The organism is Photobacterium proteolyticum, assembly GCF_001939735.1.
Lineage (GTDB): Bacteria > Pseudomonadota > Gammaproteobacteria > Enterobacterales > Vibrionaceae > Photobacterium > Photobacterium proteolyticum.
This window is the reverse complement of sequence record NZ_MJIL01000091.1, coordinates 23,539-43,235: the sequence shown is the minus strand read 5'-3', so window position 1 is coordinate 43,235 and position 19,697 is coordinate 23,539. Positions and strand designations below refer to the sequence as shown.

Sequence of the window (19,697 nt, the reverse complement as noted above, 5' to 3'; positions counted from 1 at the left end):
GTGCTTTGTTGGCCGGTATTCATTGGTACCGGCCATATTATTTTTGCTTAGCGTTTTCGCTTAGCCCCCGAGCTATGTTGCTCAGGATTTATCGTTCGGCTTAGATACCGTCACGTTCGATTGGGCAGCTCATGCAGCGTGCGCCACCACGGCCGCGGCCTAGCTCGTCACCTGGGATTGGAAGAACGGTGATACCAGCTTTGTCGTACTTCTCGTTGGTGTAGACGTTACGCTCGTAGCCAATAACCACGCCTGGTTTCACAGTCAGTACGTTGTTCGCATCGTTCCACTGCTCACGTTCAGCTTCGAAGCTGTCGCCACCTGTGGTGATAAGGTTAAGCTGACCCACACCCAGTGCTTTTTCGATAGCAGTTACGAAGTAGCCTTCTTCTTTTACGCTGACTGCGCCAGATTCATCACCTGTCAGGCTCCAGCACTGTACGTCTTTACGCACAACTTCTGGGTAAACAGAGAAGGTATCTTCACGCATATGCGTCATTACTGTATCCAGGTGCATGCAAGAGCGGTGCTTAGGTAGCTGCATAGCGATAACTTGCTTCGCTTCGCCGTGCTTGAACAGGCTAGAAGCTAGCTGCTCAACACCTTGTGGGGTAGTGCGCTCGGACATGCCGATAAGTACCGCGCCTTTACCGATAACCAGTACGTCGCCGCCTTCGATAGTCGAGTTGTCGTACATTTTCTCTTCGTCACCGAAGTACTTAATGAAGTCTTGGCCTGCGAAGGTTGGGTGCCAGCGGTAGATTGCACGAACGTGGTTGGTTTCACGTTGGCGAGCAGGTTTAGCCATTGGGTTGATAGACACGCCGCCGTATACCCAGCAAGATGTATCGCGAGTAAATAGGTGGTTTGGCAATGGTTCAATGATGAAGTCTGTAGGCTCGTGCATACCTTGCATCATTGAAGATGATTTGATTGGAAGCTCTGAGTAGCTTAGGCCGCCAAGTAGAATAGAGGCTAGTTCTTGGTTAGGAAGGTCAGCCAGGAAGCAGCGAACATCGTTGGCGAAAGCCGGACCGAAACGGTAATCAGAGATTTGAGTACCTAGCAGCCAGTCTTTTGCTTCTGGTACCGCAAGTGTTTCAGCAAGCATGTCACGAAGCAGGAAGACTTCAACGCCTTGTTCGCGAAGCGTATTGGCAAATACGTCATGCTCTTCACCGGCACGCTCAACAGCCAATACATCATCAAACAATAACTCATGGCAGTTTGAAGGCGTTAGGTGAGTTAACGCACGCTCTGGACGATGAAGAAGTACGCGACGTAATTGACCTACTTCAGAACCTACATAGAACTTACTCATGATCGTATCTCTCTATTTTTATGCCAGTGTAATATCACCGGCTTATTTGTTTTTTGGCGATGGTAATTAAATTGATTATTTAATCTATCGCGTCGTTTCTGTAATTAATTCTACTCTTTCGTTAATTGCAGTCTTAGACCTTCGTCACACTTTAATTATTAATAGGGCAACTTAACTGCCCAGTTTTATTAACATAATTCATGCATTTGTAGCTTCTTTTCAAGGTTGGGTTTTTATGTGTGCTTTGTGGGTTATGCATGGTTTTTGTTTCTTTATATTGTTGTTTTTAATTGGTTTTTGTTTTTGGTTGGGAAGTTTATGCAGTTTCTTTTCATCGGGGTGACATATAGAAATACCGATCTTATGCACTTAATATGGTTGTCTATCTAAAATAATCGTGTTTGTTACTGTCGCGGTAACAAATATTTTTCCTTTTATTTTTAAAAATGTCTGTTTTGTAGTTTTAATACAGGTTGGTATTAATTGCATTTATTAAGTTTTAGTGACGATTTAGTGCTTTTTCAGGAAGGCGTTTTTCTCGTTTTTTTATGTTTCGTAAAACGTTTTTATTTCAGGTTTTATTTTATATCTGATAACAAATTAATTTTTGCTGATAATTTAAATGAATAAATCAAATATACCCAAGCTACCTTAAGATGCAGGATTCAGTGTGAGACCTGCAAGCTCAGCTCAAGGAAAATCACGGTAGGAATAGCTACTTCCTTTCAACGCTATGTCCGGTGCTATGAGCTCAATTAGGGCGCTTTTCTGGCCGTCATGCTTTTTTGGGGGGGGAGGTGGAAAGCCCTGACAAGACAAAGACCTGGCAAGATAAAGGCAAGCTCGCCATGTTTGAACAGAGCAGGGGACGGCTACGAGTCGGGAAATTTCAGGAAGGTGCTTGCGAGAAGGCAACAGGCAGTCGGCAATCACCAATAAAAAAACCGCCCGAAGGCGGTTTTCGTCGAGATTGTAAGGATGCCGAGAGGCAAATTACATCATTGCACCGACACTGAGCATTGCCATGATAAGTACAGTCAAAATACCTAGCAGTGGCGCCACCCATTTCACCCAGCGTACGTAAGGGACGCGAGCGATAGCCAGACCACCCATAACAACCGCTGATGTTGGTGTCATGAGGTTAACAATACCTGATGCTGACTGGTAGGCAGTTACGACGAGATCACGGCTTACACCAGCAAAGTCAGCAAGCGGAGCCATGATAGGCATCGTCAGTACAGCCAGGCCTGAAGATGAAGGAACTAGGAAAGACAGTAAGATTTCTAACCAGTACATCACGTTGATGAACACGATAGAAGACAGACCTGTAACCGCATGCTCTGCTGTGTTCAGGATAGTATCGGTGATCATACCGCGGTCCATAATTACCACGATACCACGTGCAATACCGATGATCAGTGCCACACCCAGTAGGTCACGGGCACCGTCGATAAAGCTGGATGTTAGCTCTTCTTCACTCATGCGAGCAATCAGGCCGATGATGATAGTGGATGCCAGGAACATACCTGAGATTTCAGCCATCCACCAACCTGCAACCGCAACGCCGTAGATCATGATACCGAAAGATGCGGCGAAGATAGCAAGGATGATTTTACGTGTCGTCGTGAACTCCAACATTTCGCCTGACTGATTGCCAAGGAAGTGTGCTTTGTTCTCTTCGTATTTGTCGTATACAAGAGACTTGCTCTGGTCGGCACGTACCATTTTTGCGTAACGCATGACGTAGGCAACACAGATTAGCCAACCTACTACTAGCATCGCGACACGCAGCATGATGCCGTCAGTAAACGGAATACCTGCGGCATTTGCTGCGATTACTGTTGCGAATGGGTTAATCGTTGAGCCCAGGGTACCGATACCCGCACCGAGAAGAACGGTTGCTGCAGCGACAACAGGGTCGAAGCGCGCTGCCATCATTACAGGAACAAGTAAGGTGTAGAAAGGTAGTGATTCTTCTGCCATCCCGTAAATCGTACCGCCTGCGGCAAAAAGTGCCATCAGGATCGGTATCATCATTTCTTCACGGCCTTTCAGTCGTGCTGTTACCCGTTCGATACCGGCGTCGATTGCACCGGTTTTGGTAACAAGACCAAGGAAGCCACCAATGACGAGGATGAATAGCGAAACATCAATCGCTGCAGCTTCGTACGAGTTATGGTCGTAGAAGCCATCAATCGGTGCCAGCAGGACATCAACAACACCTTGAGGGTTACTCTCTACGGCTTTGTATGTTCCAGTAACAGGTACTTCTTTACCTAGCTCTTCGTTCATCACGCGGTCATACTGGCCGGCTGGAACGATCCAGGTCATCAGTGCCACAAGGGCTATCAGGCCAAATAGAATGGTATAGGCCGAAGGGAATTTAAAGTTGGCAAAGAAGCCACCTTTTTCTTCTTTGTTTACGGTTTGCGTCGTCATTGTTGTCTCCTTGCCTTTATGGCTGTTGCCAGCACAAAGGGTCATTCTGTGTGCCAAACTTTTGCTTGGCATGACGGTGCTCCCTGAACAAGCTGTTCAGTGAAAAGTGGTATCAGCGGTTTGTGCAGTTAGCTATCGATAACAGTTGCTGACTGCGCTTTGATCATCCTCGCCCTACAGGGTTTGCTGGCAGGATGTCGTCGCTAAAGAGTGGTATGGATTTGGCGTCAGGAAGTCGCTTCCCGTATCTGGCCTATGGCGGTGATGGGCCGTTAGCATTTCGCTTTGGCTGGTATCACCGTTTGCCAAGGTCTGATAGGTGAGCGCTCCTCTGAGGCGGCGTTGCAAGGTGCGCCGTCGGCGCCCTGGCTCGGAGCCGGGATAGAACTTACTCATGATCGTATCTCTCGTATTTTATTCGCTCTACAGTCTGTGCCGCGAGTCTGTTTTTTTGTTTTGCGAGATGATTTTATGCTTCCCGGAAGGGTTTAACTTTGGTTTCGTTCACATTTTTCGTGGGCGATTATGCAGCAAGAGAATCATCAAATCCGGTAATGAGGGTATTTTTCGCCAATAAATGGGTGAATATGCTTATAGGCATTAAAATCATGGAAGATGTTTATGCATAAGGCTGCCCGGCTTGACTTAATAATCCTATAAATAATGGTCTCTAAGCGCGGTTTTAGCCCCTGTCCGCTGTTTTGTTATGCGCTTTTATCTATATAAAGTCGCATTTGTTTCATTCAGTGGAGGCGCATAAACGGGAATATTATGCAGTTTCTGTCGCGGTTACCGAATGAGCAGAATCGACGCTTAGTTTGATAAATATCAATTTTTATTAGCAGCATGGTATTTGTGCGCGATCCATGCGATATTTGCGTGAAATTTTATTCCACAGCTGGAGTTACCCCATGTCTTACGCAGAACTGATTGAAGAGCAGAAAGAAGAAACCCGCGATATTATTGCGGCATTGATGGAAGACGGCAGCGATCCTGATTCTCTGTATTCTATTGAACATCATTTTTCTGCCGATACCTTTGAGGAACTAGAAGGTGCCGCGGTTGAAGCCTTTAAGATGGGTTTTGAAGTACTAGAGGCCGAAGAACTGGAACTGGCTCCGGAAGACGGCGGCGGCAAGGTGGTATGCTTTGATGCGGTTATGGAGTCTGCGCTGAAGGCTGAACTGATTGATGAGCAAGCAGAAAAGCTGATCAAGTTGGCTGAAAAGCACAATATCGATTATGACGGCTGGGGCACATACTTTGAGTCGGGTGAAGACGATGAGGAAGAGATCGAAGGTGAAGAGTAAGCCTTGACTCATCCAAGAGAAAGCTGGCAGTGGCCAGCTTTTTTTGTGCCTTGTTTACAGCGTTGCTTTGTTTTTCATCCCCATCCTTCTGCCCCTTTCCTCCTGTTTAACTAAATCTTATTGATTGATTTTATAGATTATTCCTGCCAAGGAGAGCTTGCCCATAACTGAGAAATAAGTCACTAATATGATATTTGTTTGTGGTATATCTGTTGCTTATTGCTGTGATATTCTTTGTTGTTCTTAGTTTGCCTAGGTGAATGTATTAATTGTTGATACAGCATCTTGTTGGACGGGTTTTATCGTCAATAAAATTAAAAATAATAATGGAATTTAGAAAATGGAAAATCAGGTTAGGTTTTACGGCCGGGGACGCGAGTTCTTCGGCATCTGGATTGTTAACCTTCTGCTCAGCATTGTGACCCTCGGGGTTTACTCCGCCTGGGCGAAGGTCAGGACCAAAAAGTACTTTTACGGAAATACCGATTTGGCGGGTGACAGGTTTGACTACCATGCCAAGCCGATGCAAATCCTGAAAGGGCGTATCGTCGCCATGCTGGGTGTGATTGCCTGGTTGGTATCGAATAGTTTCTTTCCGGTGTTTTCACTTGTCTTATTCCTGGCGTTTATGCTGGTAATGCCATGGTTGGTGCATGGCAATACGCGCTTTGATGCCAGAGTGACGAGCTATCGTAATGTTCATTTTGATTTTGTCGGGACGCTGAAAGGCGCCTACGGTGTTTTTCTCGGCTGGCCTTTGCTTTGCTATCTGTTGATTGGATTGTGCTTCTTTTTCACAACTTCGGTTGGGATGAGTTATCCGATAGGTGGCGTAGTGCTGGGATTATTGACCTTTGTTCTGGGTTTTGTGCTTTACGCATGGATCTCGGCTCAGGTCGCGTCGTATTTTATTAATGGCTATCGTTATGGTGACAGGGCGTTTAGCGGGGAGGTCGAGCTTAAGGTTTATATTAAAACCTATTTGCTCGGCGGTTTGCTAGGGATAGGGATCTGCGTGGTTTGGTTGATCCTCGGGGTCGTCTTCGGAGGGGCTTCTTTACTGGCTGAGCTAGATGCCGTCGGTCAGATTAGCGATCAGGGTCCATCTATCGGGATGATTGTAATTATGATGGCGACGTATGCCGGTATGGTTCTGACGATGCTTGTTGTTATGGGCTTTGTACAGGCCAGATTGCGTAACTATTTGTTTGGAAAAATTAAATCTGATGGTGAGCCGGAGTATGGCCTGGGCTCCAGAATGACAACCTGGGGCTTGGTGTCATTGATGGTGACTAACTTCCTGCTGACTGTTGTCACATTGGGCTTTGCTCGTCCATGGGTGAAAGTCAGAACGGCTCGTTATATTGCTGATGTGACTGTGGTTAATGGTGACCTGGATAAACTGGTTGTCGAAGGCAACGATGCTGACACAGACTCTGCAGTCGCTGACGAGGTTGCCAATGCCTTTGATCTGAATATAGGTATCGGATGATCGTTAGTGGCATTTGTCATCCCCCGCGGAGCTCGGAGAAGCGTGACGCCAGTGTGCAGCTGTTACCTTCTGGTCAACTGCAGCTGGTGACAGAACTGGGGCAGCAAGAGTGGTCATTGACTGAACTTGAGATCAGTAAGCCATTGGGAAATTTGCCGATAAAGGTGACCTTTCCCGGTGGGATGCAGTTCATTGCTCATGATTCACGGTCGCTAGAGCGTATGCTGGGGGCGGGTAAGTCATCGAGGTTGCACCGGGTTGAACGAAATATCCCTATGATAGCAGCCAGCCTGGCAGCCATGTTGGTGGTGTTCGTGCTGATGTTTACCCATGGAGTGCCTTGGTTAACCGGCGCCTTGGTGAGGGTGATGCCTGAACAAGTGCCGCAGCTTGTCGGGGAGCATGTGCTGGCAACATTGGATGAGCATATGCTGGAGCCCAGTGCGCTCACGGTGAGCCAGCAAACCGCGATCAGTGATCGTTTCTCCCGGATGAATACCAACCTGCCGCCGCTACCCGTACAGCCCAAGCTGGTTTTTCGCCGTTGGGGAAATGGGCCGAATGCGATGGCACTCAGTGATGGTTCGGTTATCGTCTTTGATTCTTTAGTTGAACTGGCCGAGACTTCAGAGCAACTCGACAGTATTATATTGCATGAGCTAGGGCATATTCAGAACCAGCATGTGATGAAGTCTCTGGTGCGCTCTACGCTTCTTTCTGCTGCTGTTGCAGTAGTGACCGGGGAAAGTACAGGTCTGATTGACACGTTCAGTGGTATCGGTGTGTTTCTGGTGACTCAGGGCTATTCGCGCACTGCGGAAGAAGAAGCTGATGAATATGCCGCCGGGCAGATGGTGCGCCTATATGGCTCGGTCGTTCCGATGCGGCAGATGTTTGAGTTGCTCAATGAGACAGCGGGCAGTGGCGAGCTGCCGGAGTGGCTCAGCACTCACCCTGAGCTGGAGTCACGGATAGAAGGGTTGTCGCAATAAGGCGCTATCAACGAAGTATCTCTTGAACTCGTTACCTCAAAGCTGGCTTTCGCCAGCTTTTTTATTGTGCTTAGAATGTCTTCAACATCCGTACCTCACAGGCATCATGACCGGTGTTGCCCATCGGGTGGGAGATTTTGACAAACCCAAGTGACTGGTAGAGCGCGATGGCCTCGGTGAGATTGGCGGTCGTTTCGAGGTAGCAGCCCTGGTAGCCCTGCTCGCGTGCAAACCTGAGGGCTGTAACCGCCAGTTTGCGAGCCAGCCCCCGGCCTCTTAGTTCGGGGAGAAAATACATTTTCTGCAGCTCGCAAATCTTATCTTCTCCTGCCAGTGGAGCAACTCCGCCGCCACCTAAAATGCGGTTATTGTGCTCAATCACCCAATATCGGCTGCCGTCATGCTGATACACCTCGCTCATGGTGTCCAGGGTTGGGTCGGCAACGCCGTAGCCTTTATCTGCTGTCAGGCCGTACTCTGCCGAGACGCGGCGGATCACCGCAGCCACAGCCGCGTTGTCGAGCGGGTTTAGTTGCCGGATCTCATACCCTTCTTGTCGGGAGGTGGCCTGCATGGATTTGGTGTATCGCTTTAGGCTGGCTCCGAGCCGGTCGATCTCATCGGTATCCATCTGATCCAGCCAGTTATCGACCTGTGTGTTGAGTTGCTGGTGGAGGGCGGTGAGTTTGTCTCTACCTGGCGTTGTGAGCTCAAAGATCTGGCTGCGTTTATCGAGTGGGTTGGGGACAGATTGCACCAGTCCCTGATTGAGTAAAATAGCCAAGGTCCGGCTGGCATTGGATTTGTCGACATTAAGCCGGTGGGCCATTTCATTGACGGTGGCAGCTCTGTGCTCAAGTTCGATAAGCGTGTGAGCCTGAACCGGGGTAAGGGCCATGCTGCCACAGTGGTTGTCTAGCATACCGAGTTGGCGGACCAGCTGGCGAGAAAGTTGTCTTAATGTTTTGGCATCCATGTGGCTAAACCTGTGTTGTTGCGATGTACAACTATATTTAATTGCGGTGCGCAACAAAGTCAAGTCCTGTGTTTCTTTGCCTCACATTTAGGTGATTGAGTGTTGGCAGTTGATGAGCCTGAAAATGTTATTGTGTTCTCGGCTCTGTACCTGATTGAGGCGATGCGCTCGATGTTGCCAAACCCGTTCGTGAAAGTAATACGCAATGGTGTTGATGGCAGGCTCTATCATCGCCATAACACTACCTATCAGGAGATCACCGGTAAGAAGGTATGCGACGCTAAAGGCAACTGTAAAATGGATAACGGCAAAGCTCAGGGTCTTTTTCATGATGGCTTCCTCTCTCTTGATATCGTTATTATTGCGAATAATTATCAATAACAAAAATCAATTGTTGTTATTGAATTGATAGGTGGAAGCTATTGAAGGGGAGGTTGGTGAGGAGGCAGTAATTACCCTCCCAACCTCCCCCTTGAAAAGGGGGATGAGTTGCTGGTTGTACAGATTGGTATTACAGGTGCCAGAAAATAAAAAAGCCGACGATTGCTCGTCGGCTTTCGCTTCTAATATTAAGGCTGGAGATTACAGCGCAGCGATTGTTGTCTGCTGCTCTTCTAGCTTAATCAGCGTTTCTTTGTAGCTTTCAAGCTTCTCGCGCTCTTTGGCAACAACGGCTTCTGGTGCTTTCGCAACAAAACCCTGGTTACCTAGTTTGCCTTCGATGCGTTTGATTTCGCCCTGGGTCTTCTTCACTTCGCCAGCAAGACGAGCAAGCTCGGCATCTTTGTCGATAAGACCTGCCATCGGGATCATCAGTTCAGACGTGCTAACCAGTGCGGTTGCACACGCTGGTGTTTCTTCTCCCTCTGCCAGTACTTTGATACCTTCCAGCTTGGCCAGTGACATCAGTACGGTACGGTTTGCTTCCAGGCGAGCTGCATCGTTTTCGTCAGCTGCTTTTAGCATCACATCAAGCGGCTTGCTCGGGGCGATATCGTACTCGGCACGCAGGTTACGGATACTGGTGATAAAGGCTTTCACCCACTCGATGTCAGCGATAGCTGCTTCGTTGAAGTTAGCCTCGTTAAACTGCGGTAGTGCCTGAGTCATGATGGTTTCACCCTCAACACCGTCTACTAGCGGCTTCACGCTCTGCCAGATAGATTCAGTGATGTAAGGTAGAACCGGGTGAGCAAGACGCAGTGTCTTCTCAAGCACGGTGATTAGCGTATGACGAGTTGCACGCTGTTGTGCTTCGGTACCTTTCCACAGTACAGGCTTGGTCAGCTCCAGGTACCAGTCACAGAACTGGTTCCAGATGAACTCATAAATCGTACCTGCTGCCATATCCAGACGGTAGTTTTCAACATGAGTGTTGAAATCTTTCGCTGCCAGCTCGAACTGAGATTCGATCCACTTGTCAGCCAATGAGAATTCCATCTCACCGCCCTTCATGCCGCAATCTTGGTCTTCTGTATTCATCAGTACGTAACGACTTGCGTTCCATAGCTTGTTACAGAAGTTACGGTAACCTTCCAGGCGCTTCATGTCCCAGTTGATGTCACGGCCGGTTGATGCCATTGCCGCCAGAGTAAAGCGTAGGGCATCGGTACCGTAAGCTTCGATACCGTTCTCGAAGGTCTTGCGGGTGTTCTTCTCGATTTTTGCTGCCAACTGAGGCTGCATCATGTTGCCACAACGTTTCTCAACCAGTTCTTCAAGGCCGATACCGTCGATCATGTCGATTGGGTCGATAACGTTACCCTTGGATTTCGACATCTTGTCGCCGTTCTCGTCACGGATAAGGCCCGTTACGTATACTGTCTTGAACGGTACTTGAGGCTTGCCGTTTTCATCTTTACAGAAGTGCATGGTCATCATGATCATGCGGGCAACCCAGAAGAAGATAATATCAAAGCCGGTAACTAGTACATCTGAAGGGTGGAATGTTTTCAGATCTTCTGTCTGCTCAGGCCAGCCTTGGGTACCGAATGTCCATAGCGCTGAAGAGAACCAGGTATCCAGTACGTCGTCGTCCTGACGCAGTACGACAACAGGAGCCAGATTGTTGTTCTCACGAACTTCTTCTTCGGTACGGCCAACGTAGACGTTACCGTCGTTGTCATACCAGGCCGGGATACGGTGGCCCCACCATAGTTGACGAGAGATACACCAGTCCTGAATATCGCGCATCCAAGAGAAGTACATGTTCTCGTATTGCTTCGGTACGAACTGGATTTCGCCGTCTTCAACGGCTTTGGTGGCTGTTTCTGCAAGCGGAGCCGCACGTACGTACCACTGGTCGGTCAGCATCGGCTCGATCACCACACCACCACGGTCACCGTAAGGGACGGTTAGGTCGTGATCTTTGATTTCTTCAAGCAGGCCTAGTTCATCGAACTCAGCGACGATTGCCTTACGTGCAGCGAAACGCTCCATACCGTGGTATTTAGCAGGAAGCTCAGTGTTGTAGGCATCGCTTGGTTCACCGTTGGTGGTGAAGACTTCAGCGCTGTCACGGATGTCAGCATTGAAGGTCAGGATGTTGATCATTGGCAGGCTGTGGCGCTTGCCTACTTCGTAGTCATTAAAGTCGTGTGCCGGGGTGATTTTCACACAACCCGTGCCTTTTTCCATATCGGCGTGCTCATCGCCCACGATAGGGATGCGACGGTCTACGACAGGAAGAATGATTTCTTTGCCGATCAGATCTTTATAGCGAGGATCTTCAGGGTTTACTGCTACACCGGTATCACCCAGCATGGTTTCCGGACGCGTGGTTGCGACAACGATGTAATCTTTGCCTTCGGCCGTTTTCACGCCATCCGCCAGCGGGTAGCGGAAGTGCCACATGTGGCCTTTCTTGTCTTTGTTTTCAACTTCCAGATCCGAAATCGCGGTGTGTAGCTTCGGATCCCAGTTGACCAGACGCTTTCCGCGGTAGATCAGGTCTTCTTCGTATAGACGAACAAATACTTCCTGAACGGCATTAGACAGACCGTCGTCCATGGTAAAGCGCTCGCGGTCCCAGTCGACAGAAGCACCTAGGCGACGAAGCTGTTTGGTGATAGTGCCACCTGATTCGCCCTTCCATTCCCAGATTTTGTCGATGAACGCATCACGACCGTAATCGTGCTTGGTCTTGCCTTCTTCGGCTGCAATTTTACGCTCCACAACCATTTGGGTTGCGATACCTGCGTGGTCAGTACCGACTTGCCAAAGGGTGTTTTTGCCTTTCATGCGCTCACAGCGGATCAGGGTATCCATGATGGTATCCTGAAACGCGTGGCCCATGTGCAGGCTGCCTGTGACGTTTGGTGGCGGGATCATGATGCTGTAGGCATCTTTAGATGTGTCACCATGAGGCTTGAAGTAACCAGCCTCTTCCCAGCGCTGGTACAGCGCCTGTTCGATTGATTGTGGGTTGTATGTCTTTTCCATAGCGCTCTTAGAAGGATCTATATGGGAATTAGGGCGTCTCAGGGGCAGTGGCGGTCTGTAACTGAATGCCGGCAAGGCGATATGCCTTGTAGCGCTCTCGGGCCAACTGCTTGAGTTTTTCATCGCAAGGAACGAAGTCTACCACTTGTGAGAAGGTAACAGCAAAATTTGGTGCTTCCTGACTCAAATTAATCAGAATACCCCGGCGCCCGCTGTGGCGTAACCCCGGCCAGCCGATCTCGACCGGCGAACCACCGCGGGGGCCTTCACCAATGAGATTGTGCGGAACGAAGTTGTCCGGCTCTTGCTGCCACAGGTATTCATCTATCTGTTCAGCTTGCTCTTTGCTACCAGCTAACAGGTAGACCTTTTGTCCCTGCTTGTAACTCAATGCTGCCTGATGGCAGGCAAAGTGAAGCTGATAGTCGCTATCGGCTTCAACTTGCTTGTCATCGATAATATAAAAAGTAGCATGAGTCATGGTGATTGTTCTCAAAAAGAAAGGGGCCTTGCGGCCCCTTTGTTGTCTGATTTATTCGACGTTTTCCTGGCCGGCACGGTTGAGTAGGAACTGGACCAGTAATGGGACAGGTCGTCCTGTCGAGCCTTTGTTCTTGCCGCCGACCCAGGCCGTTCCTGCGATATCCAGGTGCGCCCAGTTGTACTTCTTGGTGAAGCGGGACAGGAAGCAGCCAGCTGTAATAGTACCGGCACCTGGCGAGCCGAGGTTCGCCATATCGGCAAACGGGCTGTTCAGCTGCTCCTGGTACTCATCTGACATCGGCAGACGCCAGGCGCGGTCGCCCGCCTGCTCGGAAGCATTGATCAGCTCGTGAGCGAGTGGATTGTGGTTGGCAATCAAACCGCTGATGTGGTTGCCTAGGGCAACAACACAGGCACCGGTCAGGGTGGCTACATCGACAACACACTCTGGCTCGAAGCGCTCGACATAGGTCAGTGCATCGCATAGTACCAGTCGGCCTTCGGCATCGGTATTTAATACTTCAACAGTCTGGCCTGACATGGTTGTCAGAATGTCGCCCGGACGGTAGGCACTGCCTCCCGGCATGTTTTCACAGCCAGCCAGGATACCGACGACGTTAATAGGCAAGTTCAGTTTGGCCAGTGACTTCATCGCACCGAAGACGGTAGCAGCACCGCACATGTCGTACTTCATCTCGTCCATCTGGGCTGATGGCTTGATAGAAATACCACCGGAGTCAAAAGTCAGGCCTTTACCGACCAGAACAATAGGCTTGGCATCAGGATCCGGGCTGCCTTTGTATTCGATCACTGACATCATGGCTTCGTTTTTCGAGCCTTGGCCAACCGCCAGGTAAGATGTCATACCCAGCTCTTTCATTTCTTGCTCACCGATGATCTTGGTGCTGACTGTTTCAAAGTCATCCGCCAGGCGGCGTGCCTGGGAAGCCAGATAGGCAGGGTTTGCCACATTTGGTGGCATATTGCCAAGATCTTTACCGGCTTTCACACCTGAGGCAACGGCCAGGCCATGGGCAATAGCACGTTCGCCCAGCGACAGCTCGCGGCGGGTCGGGACATTGAAGACCAGCTTGCGCAGCGGACGGCGAGTTTCCGGCTTGTTGCTCTTGAATTGGTTAAAGGTGTAGAGGCTGTCTTTGGTCGTTTCGACAGCCTGGCGTACCTTCCAGTAGGTATCGCGGCCTTTGACGTGTAATTCTGTCAGGAAGCAAACGGCTTCCATCGAACCAGTTTCATTTAGGGTGCTGATAGTTTTCTTGATGATTTGCTTGTATTGACGCTCATCAAGTTCACGCTCTTTACCACAACCAACCAGTAATACACGCTCTGATAATACGTTTGGTACATGGTGAAGCAGCAGCATCTGACCCGGCTTACCCTCTAAATCGCCACGACGCAGCAGGGAGCTGATATAGCCGTCGCTGATTTTATCGAGTTGCTCGGCAATCGGAGAGAGGCGACGTGGTTCGAAGACGCCGACGACAATACAGGCACTTCGCTGTTTCTCGGGGCTACCACTTTTTACACTGAACTCCATGCGTACTCCTACATCCTATAAAGACAATTAGAGCCAAATGTTAGATAATACCGCACTTACTTGCTGGACTACCGTTTCGGTATAGGATTAAAGTGCAGGTTAACATTTAGCCGAAAGATTAAAAAATAACTACTTAACCGAAAAACTATAGTGATTCCAGCAAAAAAACAAGTTTTCTATGGGTATATAAAGCGTGATTATTGTTCGGTATTTGACACGTGAGACATTAAAGAGCCAATTTGCGGTTCTTTTTGTACTTTTTCTTGTCTTTATCAGCCAAAAATTTATTCGAGTTTTGGCTTCAGCCACAGAGGGATCAATTCCCAGTGATTTGATCTTGACCTTGATGGGGCTGTATATGCCGTCAATGGCATTGTTGATGTTACCACTCAGTCTCTATATCGGGATTTTGCTGACTTTTGGCCGTTTGTATGCCGAGAGTGAAATTACCGTGATGAATGCGACGGGTATTGGCAACAAATTTCTGATCCAGGCAGCGTTATGGCTGGCGGTGATCACCGGATCGTTTGCAGCCTTTAACTCGTTGTGGCTGGCGCCGTGGTCTGTCGAGCAGGAAACTAAGGTGATGGAACAGGTCGAAGCCGATTCTGGTCTTGAGCTGCTGGTTAAGGGGCAGTTTCAGGCTGCGCCTGACGGAAAAGGCGTGGTGTTTGTTGATGACATCACCGAGAGTGGAACACGCCTGCATAACGTTTTTGTGGCCCAGATTACCGCGCGGGATACTATGCGGCCGAGTGTCATGGTGGCAGAGCGAGGCTATGTCAGTGAGCTGGAAGATGGTCGTCAGGTCTTGGATCTTCAGGAAGGCACACGCTATGAAGGTTTTCCGACTCGCCTTGATTATTCGGTAACGGAGTTTGATGGCTATCAGGCGCTGATTGGCCAGCGTGCGGTACGCGAAAAAAGCCGCGACTGGGATGCCCTGCCGACATTGGAGTTGATGCAGCGCCCTGAGCTGGCGGCACAGGCCGAGTTCCAGTGGCGGGTGTCGTTGTTCCTGTGTATTCCTTTGCTGACGATGGTGGTGGTCCCGCTGTCTGCAGTGAACCCGCGGCAGGGACGTTTCGCCAAATTGTTCCCGGCGGTGTTGATTTACCTGACTTACTTTTTGTCAATCAGTGCCGGTAAGTCTTCGCTTGAAGACGGGGCGCTACCGCCGGCTATTGGCCTGTGGAGTATTAACTTAATGATATTTCTTATTGCTGTGGGGTTAAACGTCTGGGATACATTGCCGGTTAGACAGCTGAGAGAGAAATTAAGGAGACGTGGCTAATGTTTAAGATTTTGGATTTGTACATTGGCCGAACGATCATCGCGACCACGACGCTGACGCTGTCAACTTTGGTGGGGCTGTCGGCGATCATTAAATATGTTGAGCAGCTGCGCAAGGTCGGTGAGGGCACCTATGATCTCTGGAAGGCGCTGGCTTTCGTCTTGCTCAGTGCCCCGCGTGATATCGAGATGTTTTTCCCGATGGCCGTATTGCTTGGCGCGTTGATTGGTCTGGGGACATTGGCGTCCAGCTCCGAGCTGGTTGTGATGCAGGCGGCTGGGTATTCCAAGCTGGATATCGGGCTATCGGTGCTAAAAACGGCGGTACCGCTGATGCTGATTGTGACGTTACTGGGTCAGTGGGGCGCGCCCGAAGCGCAGAAGGCGGCCCGTGAGCTACGCGCTTTGTGGACATCGGGCGGAAGCATGCTGTCTGTCCAGCGGGGCGTATGGGCCAAAGATGCTAATGACTATATCTATATCGGCCAGGTTCATGAGAAGAGCAACTTGAATGCGGTAAATGTCTGGCAGTTTGATGACAACAATGAGCTGGCCCAAACGTGGTTTGCCAAGAGTGCTTCCTATCATGAGCAGGAAGGGTGGTTGCTGGAAGACGTAACCATTACCGATATTACTGATGTTCAGCAATCGAACACGGAGTATGCCACTCTGCCCTGGAAGACGACACTGACGCCAGATAAGCTGGCAGTGGTTACCGTAAAACCGGAGGAGCTGGCCTTATCCGGGGTATATGAATATGTTTCATATCTGAAAGAGTCAAAACAGGATGCGGCGCGCTATGAGCTGGCCTTCTGGCGTAAGGCGCTGCAACCGGTCTCGATTGCCGTTATGATGCTGCTGGCACTGTCTTTTGTCTTTGGGCCGTTGCGTTCGGTAACGATGGGGGCCAGGGTATTATCCGGGGTGATATTTGGCTTTGCCTTCTATATATCCAACGAAGTGTTCGGCCCGATGAGTATAGTTTACCGGCTTCACCCGATGATCGGGGCGCTTGGTCCGAGCCTGGTATTCCTGTTTATTACCGTCTACCTGCTAAGGCGTAAGCTGTAACAGACAAAAAAGGAGCCAATCGGCTCCTTTTTTGATGCAGCAGATGCGGTCTGTTAGTTTGGCTTGGGCAGGACGATCATTTCGCATTCGGCCATCATATCCTGAAAGGACTGCTTTTCTTTGTTAAAAGGAGCCAGTAGGTTGCCGAGGCCAAAAGCCGAGGTGCCCATTCTGATCATCGCCTGAGTCAGGCGAATGTTGCTTCCGTCTTTGTTTTGCAGTCGCAATTTCCAGGCCCGCATGCCGATTGTCTGCCCGCCACGGCACCAGAAGTAGGTGAAAAAGCCAATGATGACGAAGGCCAGATACGCCGTATACAGTATGCTAACAACAGGGTGTTCCGTGAGATAGGCACTTGCGTCCTGATAGTCGCCGAGATTGAGTATGCCGAGGTTGAGCAAGATAGCGACACATGCCATCGCTGTGCCGCCAGCTAGCATCAGTACGGCAGCCACGACCAGTGAGTCATAAAGCCATGCCCCCAGGCGACGCAAAAGCCCCGGATATTGCTTGGCCAGTTTAACGTCCTGTTGTTTCTTCTGTTTCATCAATTCACCACGTCTCAATGGGTTGTCAGCGCTGTTGTATCGTTATTTAGGAAGCTGTTACTAGTTGGCGAGTACCTCGCAAGGTGATTTCGGCAGAGCAGTCTCCTGAACGGAGTGTAACAACTAACGCTGTTAACGGGAATCTCCGCACTGTCGGAAATGAGAGGGGAAAAGCCGCTGGATTGACGTTTTGCAGCTATCCTTAATTTTCAGGCCCCTGTGAGTTAATAAGGAGAAACATGATGGCAGAAGAAGTGAAGAATACGACCAACTGGCCGGATTTGGCCGGAGCGCTTTATGACAAGTTGACTGAGCGCCATGCGGAGTTGACGTATGATTTTCATAATGTCGAGGTCAGTGTTCCCAGCGGAGCGGGCGACAAACCAGATCACTCGGTATGGAAGTTCAATGGCAGTATCAGCATCCGGGGACGAAATCTGGATTAGCCCTATGCAATTGTATATTCAGGGCGAGATGGATATCGAGGTGGATGGTGAGCCTGTCCACCTCGAAGCCCGGGCTGATGGTCTTCTATTGACTTTGAGACGGCTCACAACATTGGCAGCCGTTGCCCGTGTACTGTCGCAGTTGCCACGGACTATTCATACCAAGGTTTCTTTGTCCCACTTAACCGTGATCTGTCCGTCTATTGTGATTAAGATTGGTGAGGATACCGTCTTGCAAATCAGCCGACGTGATGGTTTCCTGTCATCAGTATGGCCGCACCAATTTACCTTGGGCAATAAAAAGCTCTGGTTGCGCAACAGTGTTGGTTTACTGCGTTGCTATTTTAGGTAAGTACCATGTTGTATAAGGTTTAGCCTTGCTAAGTGGTTGTTGGTCAAATATAAAGCATGCAGACATCAATACACTGTCCGTATTGAATAAATACTTGCGCCCCAAGGTTCGATACGTATAATGAGCTGCATNGTTGGTCAAATATAAAGCATGCAGACATCAATACACTGTCCGTATTGAATAAATACTTGCGCCCCAAGGTTCGATACGTATAATGAGCTGCATCTGCCCGAGTGGTGAAATTGGTATACACGACGGATTCAAAATCCGTTTCCTTCGGGAGTGACGGTTCAAGTCCGTCCTCGGGCACCAAGATTTAACAAAAAAGCCTCAGCTAACGCTGGGGCTTTTTTGTTTCTGCTGTTTGCTATTCAAGACGATAATAAAACATATACTCCAACTCCAAGCAGAAACAGCGCGTATGCCATAGACATACACGCTGCGAATTGAAGTTGTTCTGTTAGCTAGGTGCGATTATAGCTTAACGAACAGTGTTGGCTCTGCGACTGGTGTCCAGTCTGTCTGTGATACGTGTGCCGTCAGTACCTGATAGCGTGCGCCCATATAGTCAACAACATCACCCTCAACGTAGCTTACGTTAGCAGCCCAGATAGTTGATGGTTCTGCGTTAGTCCATAGTGTTGAAGTTACAGACGGTGCCCAGTCATCTTGTGCAACGTGAGCTGCCACTGATTTGTAAACCATGCCATTGTGCTCAACATAGTCACCTTCGGCATAAGATGCGCCAACAGCCCATAGCGGTGTGTAGTTATCCATGGTGTCAAACACATAGCCCGCTTCTTGTGCGATACGTAGGAACTTCTCTAGCTTAGGCAGGTTTTTGGTTGCGCCCATACCACGCTTGCCATCTTCGAATAGGAAGTCATGGGTAAGTACGATAACTTTGTCTGCATGAAGCGGTGTGCCACATGGGAACTCCTGAGCTTTTGAGTTAATAGGCTCAATCGTTGTTGGTGCACAGGCATTAAGTGCTGCATCAACATAGCCCAAGAATGCATCGGCTTCTGTCAGGCTGTTGGCTGGCATAGGAATACCCCAGTTTTCAGGTGCCCAGTCCAGATCCCAACCATGAGTCTGATACCCTTTATTGGTTAGAATGTCTTGAACCTGAATGCTGGCTTTGACGCTATTTGATGGGTTAGCAGTATCACATACGTATCCAGGCTCCCAAGGTTTCAGGTCGTCAGAGGTTGCACATAAGCCGTCGGCTTTAAAGTCTTTCGCGACACGCCAGCCGTTGGTGTACGGTAGTCGAGCCAGGCTTGTACCCTTGTAATTTGGATAGCTGTTAACAGTTGGAAGATGCTTTTCGATAACAGTCAGGTTGTCATCAAACATTGATGCATCGAAAACAGGATCCTGATAGGAGTTGATCTGGTGATCACCTGTCGCGTTACATTCAGCGGCACTGTTTGGACCAAACTCTTCGACACAGTTATGTACCATGTGGTTATAACTGTGGTTAGCGATAACATGGCCAGTATCAAGCATGTACTTCAGAGCTTCGACGGCTTTGTCTTCGTTTTCGTCACCGATGCCGTCCAGGTGCCAGGAGTTTACATAGAAGGTTGCTTTGATGCCGGCTTTGTTTAGTACATCAACAACTGGAATTGAAGCGTTGACCGGGCCATCATCGAAGGTTAGATAAATAGTGCCTTTAGGCGCAGCCTGTGCAGCCGCAGATGTAGCAAGGATTGCACCGGTACATAGTACGGACAAAAGTGTCTTTTTCATTTCGATATTCCATATTGGTTGGTTGGTAAATAAGATTATTCTCTGGCTCGATACTATTAGTTAGCCCTGTATTGCCTAGTATTATTACCACTGATTTTTATTGATATAATCCATAGTGTTATTCTCTATCTGCGCGTCACTATGCATTGAATTACTCTAGCCATACTTTTATCGCATTAATATTTCGAGTCACATCCCACTTTCGGGACATTTTCAATTA

The 19,697-nt window shown here is 49.2% G+C and carries 16 protein-coding genes, 1 tRNA gene and 1 pseudogene; 8 read left to right on the top strand and 10 right to left on the bottom strand.

Annotated features, from left to right (window positions below):
- Positions 1 to 100: 100 nt before the first annotated feature.
- The 3 genes from arcA to BIT28_RS29370 all read right to left on the bottom strand — a co-directional run bounded on the left by arcA (position 101) and on the right by BIT28_RS29370 (position 4,156).
- Positions 101 to 1,321 carry an arginine deiminase gene (gene arcA, locus BIT28_RS21810; protein WP_075767061.1) on the bottom strand — a complete coding sequence of 407 codons (1,221 nt, stop codon included), beginning with the start codon at positions 1,319 to 1,321 and terminating at the stop codon, positions 101 to 103.
- Positions 1,322 to 2,314: 993 nt separating this feature from the next.
- Entirely contained in the window at positions 2,315 to 3,760 is a 1,446-nt protein-coding gene (locus tag BIT28_RS21805) for a YfcC family protein (RefSeq protein ID WP_075767079.1), read from the bottom strand.
- 174 nt (positions 3,761 to 3,934) lie between these two features.
- Complete coding sequence (locus BIT28_RS29370; protein ID WP_139310504.1) at positions 3,935 to 4,156, bottom strand: hypothetical protein; 222 nt, start codon at positions 4,154 to 4,156, stop codon at positions 3,935 to 3,937.
- Positions 4,157 to 4,671: 515 nt separating this feature from the next.
- Between BIT28_RS29370 and rraB the strand changes: the two genes are divergently transcribed.
- The 3 genes from rraB to BIT28_RS21790 all read left to right on the top strand — a co-directional run bounded on the left by rraB (position 4,672) and on the right by BIT28_RS21790 (position 7,554).
- The gene (rraB, locus tag BIT28_RS21800; RefSeq protein WP_075767060.1) at positions 4,672 to 5,070 is read left to right on the top strand and encodes a ribonuclease E inhibitor RraB; all 399 of its coding nucleotides are present in this window, start codon (positions 4,672 to 4,674) and stop codon (positions 5,068 to 5,070) included.
- A gap of 340 nt (positions 5,071 to 5,410) precedes the next feature.
- A complete protein-coding gene (locus BIT28_RS21795) occupies positions 5,411 to 6,562 on the top strand; it encodes a YjgN family protein (protein ID WP_075767059.1) in 1,152 nt (383 codons plus the stop codon).
- Positions 6,559 to 7,554 carry a M48 family metallopeptidase gene (locus tag BIT28_RS21790; protein ID WP_075767058.1) on the top strand — a complete coding sequence of 332 codons (996 nt, stop codon included), beginning with the start codon at positions 6,559 to 6,561 and terminating at the stop codon, positions 7,552 to 7,554. Before BIT28_RS21795 ends, BIT28_RS21790 begins: the two co-directional genes overlap by 4 nt.
- A gap of 70 nt (positions 7,555 to 7,624) precedes the next feature.
- On the opposite strand, the gene BIT28_RS21785 is transcribed toward BIT28_RS21790, so the two are convergent.
- The 5 genes and pseudogenes from BIT28_RS21785 to pepA form a co-directional block, all read right to left on the bottom strand.
- A complete protein-coding gene (locus BIT28_RS21785) occupies positions 7,625 to 8,530 on the bottom strand; it encodes a bifunctional helix-turn-helix transcriptional regulator/GNAT family N-acetyltransferase (protein ID WP_075767057.1) in 906 nt (301 codons plus the stop codon).
- A 168-nt stretch (positions 8,531 to 8,698) separates the two neighbouring features.
- Positions 8,699 to 8,860, bottom strand: a pseudogene (locus tag BIT28_RS21780) (DUF2061 domain-containing protein); the annotation flags it as partial.
- A 252-nt stretch (positions 8,861 to 9,112) separates the two neighbouring features.
- Complete coding sequence (locus BIT28_RS21775) at positions 9,113 to 11,971, bottom strand: valine--tRNA ligase (RefSeq protein WP_075767055.1); 2,859 nt, start codon at positions 11,969 to 11,971, stop codon at positions 9,113 to 9,115.
- A 28-nt stretch (positions 11,972 to 11,999) separates the two neighbouring features.
- Entirely contained in the window at positions 12,000 to 12,452 is a 453-nt protein-coding gene (locus tag BIT28_RS21770; protein ID WP_075767054.1) for a DNA polymerase III subunit chi, read from the bottom strand.
- A 51-nt stretch (positions 12,453 to 12,503) separates the two neighbouring features.
- Positions 12,504 to 14,012 carry a leucyl aminopeptidase gene (pepA, locus tag BIT28_RS21765; protein ID WP_075767053.1) on the bottom strand — a complete coding sequence of 503 codons (1,509 nt, stop codon included), beginning with the start codon at positions 14,010 to 14,012 and terminating at the stop codon, positions 12,504 to 12,506.
- Positions 14,013 to 14,205: 193 nt separating this feature from the next.
- Between pepA and lptF the strand changes: the two genes are divergently transcribed.
- Both lptF and lptG read left to right on the top strand, forming a co-directional pair.
- Positions 14,206 to 15,306 carry an LPS export ABC transporter permease LptF gene (gene lptF / locus BIT28_RS21760; protein ID WP_075767052.1) on the top strand — a complete coding sequence of 367 codons (1,101 nt, stop codon included), beginning with the start codon at positions 14,206 to 14,208 and terminating at the stop codon, positions 15,304 to 15,306.
- Positions 15,306 to 16,376, top strand: a complete 1,071-nt coding sequence (lptG, locus tag BIT28_RS21755) for an LPS export ABC transporter permease LptG (RefSeq protein WP_075767051.1) — start codon at positions 15,306 to 15,308, stop codon at positions 16,374 to 16,376. Before lptF ends, lptG begins: the two co-directional genes overlap by 1 nt.
- A gap of 53 nt (positions 16,377 to 16,429) precedes the next feature.
- Here the strand turns inward: lptG and BIT28_RS21750 are convergent, their stop codons facing one another.
- Complete coding sequence (locus BIT28_RS21750) at positions 16,430 to 16,924, bottom strand: RDD family protein (protein WP_075767050.1); 495 nt, start codon at positions 16,922 to 16,924, stop codon at positions 16,430 to 16,432.
- A 239-nt stretch (positions 16,925 to 17,163) separates the two neighbouring features.
- On the opposite strand from BIT28_RS21750, the gene BIT28_RS21745 reads away from it, so the two are divergent.
- From BIT28_RS21745 to BIT28_RS21735, 3 genes are all read left to right on the top strand, one after another.
- On the top strand, positions 17,164 to 17,370 hold the full coding sequence (locus tag BIT28_RS21745; protein ID WP_240152958.1) for a hypothetical protein: 207 nt from the start codon (positions 17,164 to 17,166) through the stop codon (positions 17,368 to 17,370).
- Entirely contained in the window at positions 17,333 to 17,722 is a 390-nt protein-coding gene (locus BIT28_RS21740; protein WP_175577583.1) for a hypothetical protein, read from the top strand. Before BIT28_RS21745 ends, BIT28_RS21740 begins: the two co-directional genes overlap by 38 nt.
- Before the next feature lie 227 nt (positions 17,723 to 17,949).
- Positions 17,950 to 18,034, top strand: a tRNA-Leu gene (locus BIT28_RS21735).
- 162 nt (positions 18,035 to 18,196) lie between these two features.
- Here the strand turns inward: BIT28_RS21735 and BIT28_RS21730 are convergent.
- Positions 18,197 to 19,477 carry a polysaccharide deacetylase family protein gene (locus tag BIT28_RS21730; RefSeq protein WP_083652057.1) on the bottom strand — a complete coding sequence of 427 codons (1,281 nt, stop codon included), beginning with the start codon at positions 19,475 to 19,477 and terminating at the stop codon, positions 18,197 to 18,199.
- Positions 19,478 to 19,697: the final 220 nt, after the last annotated feature.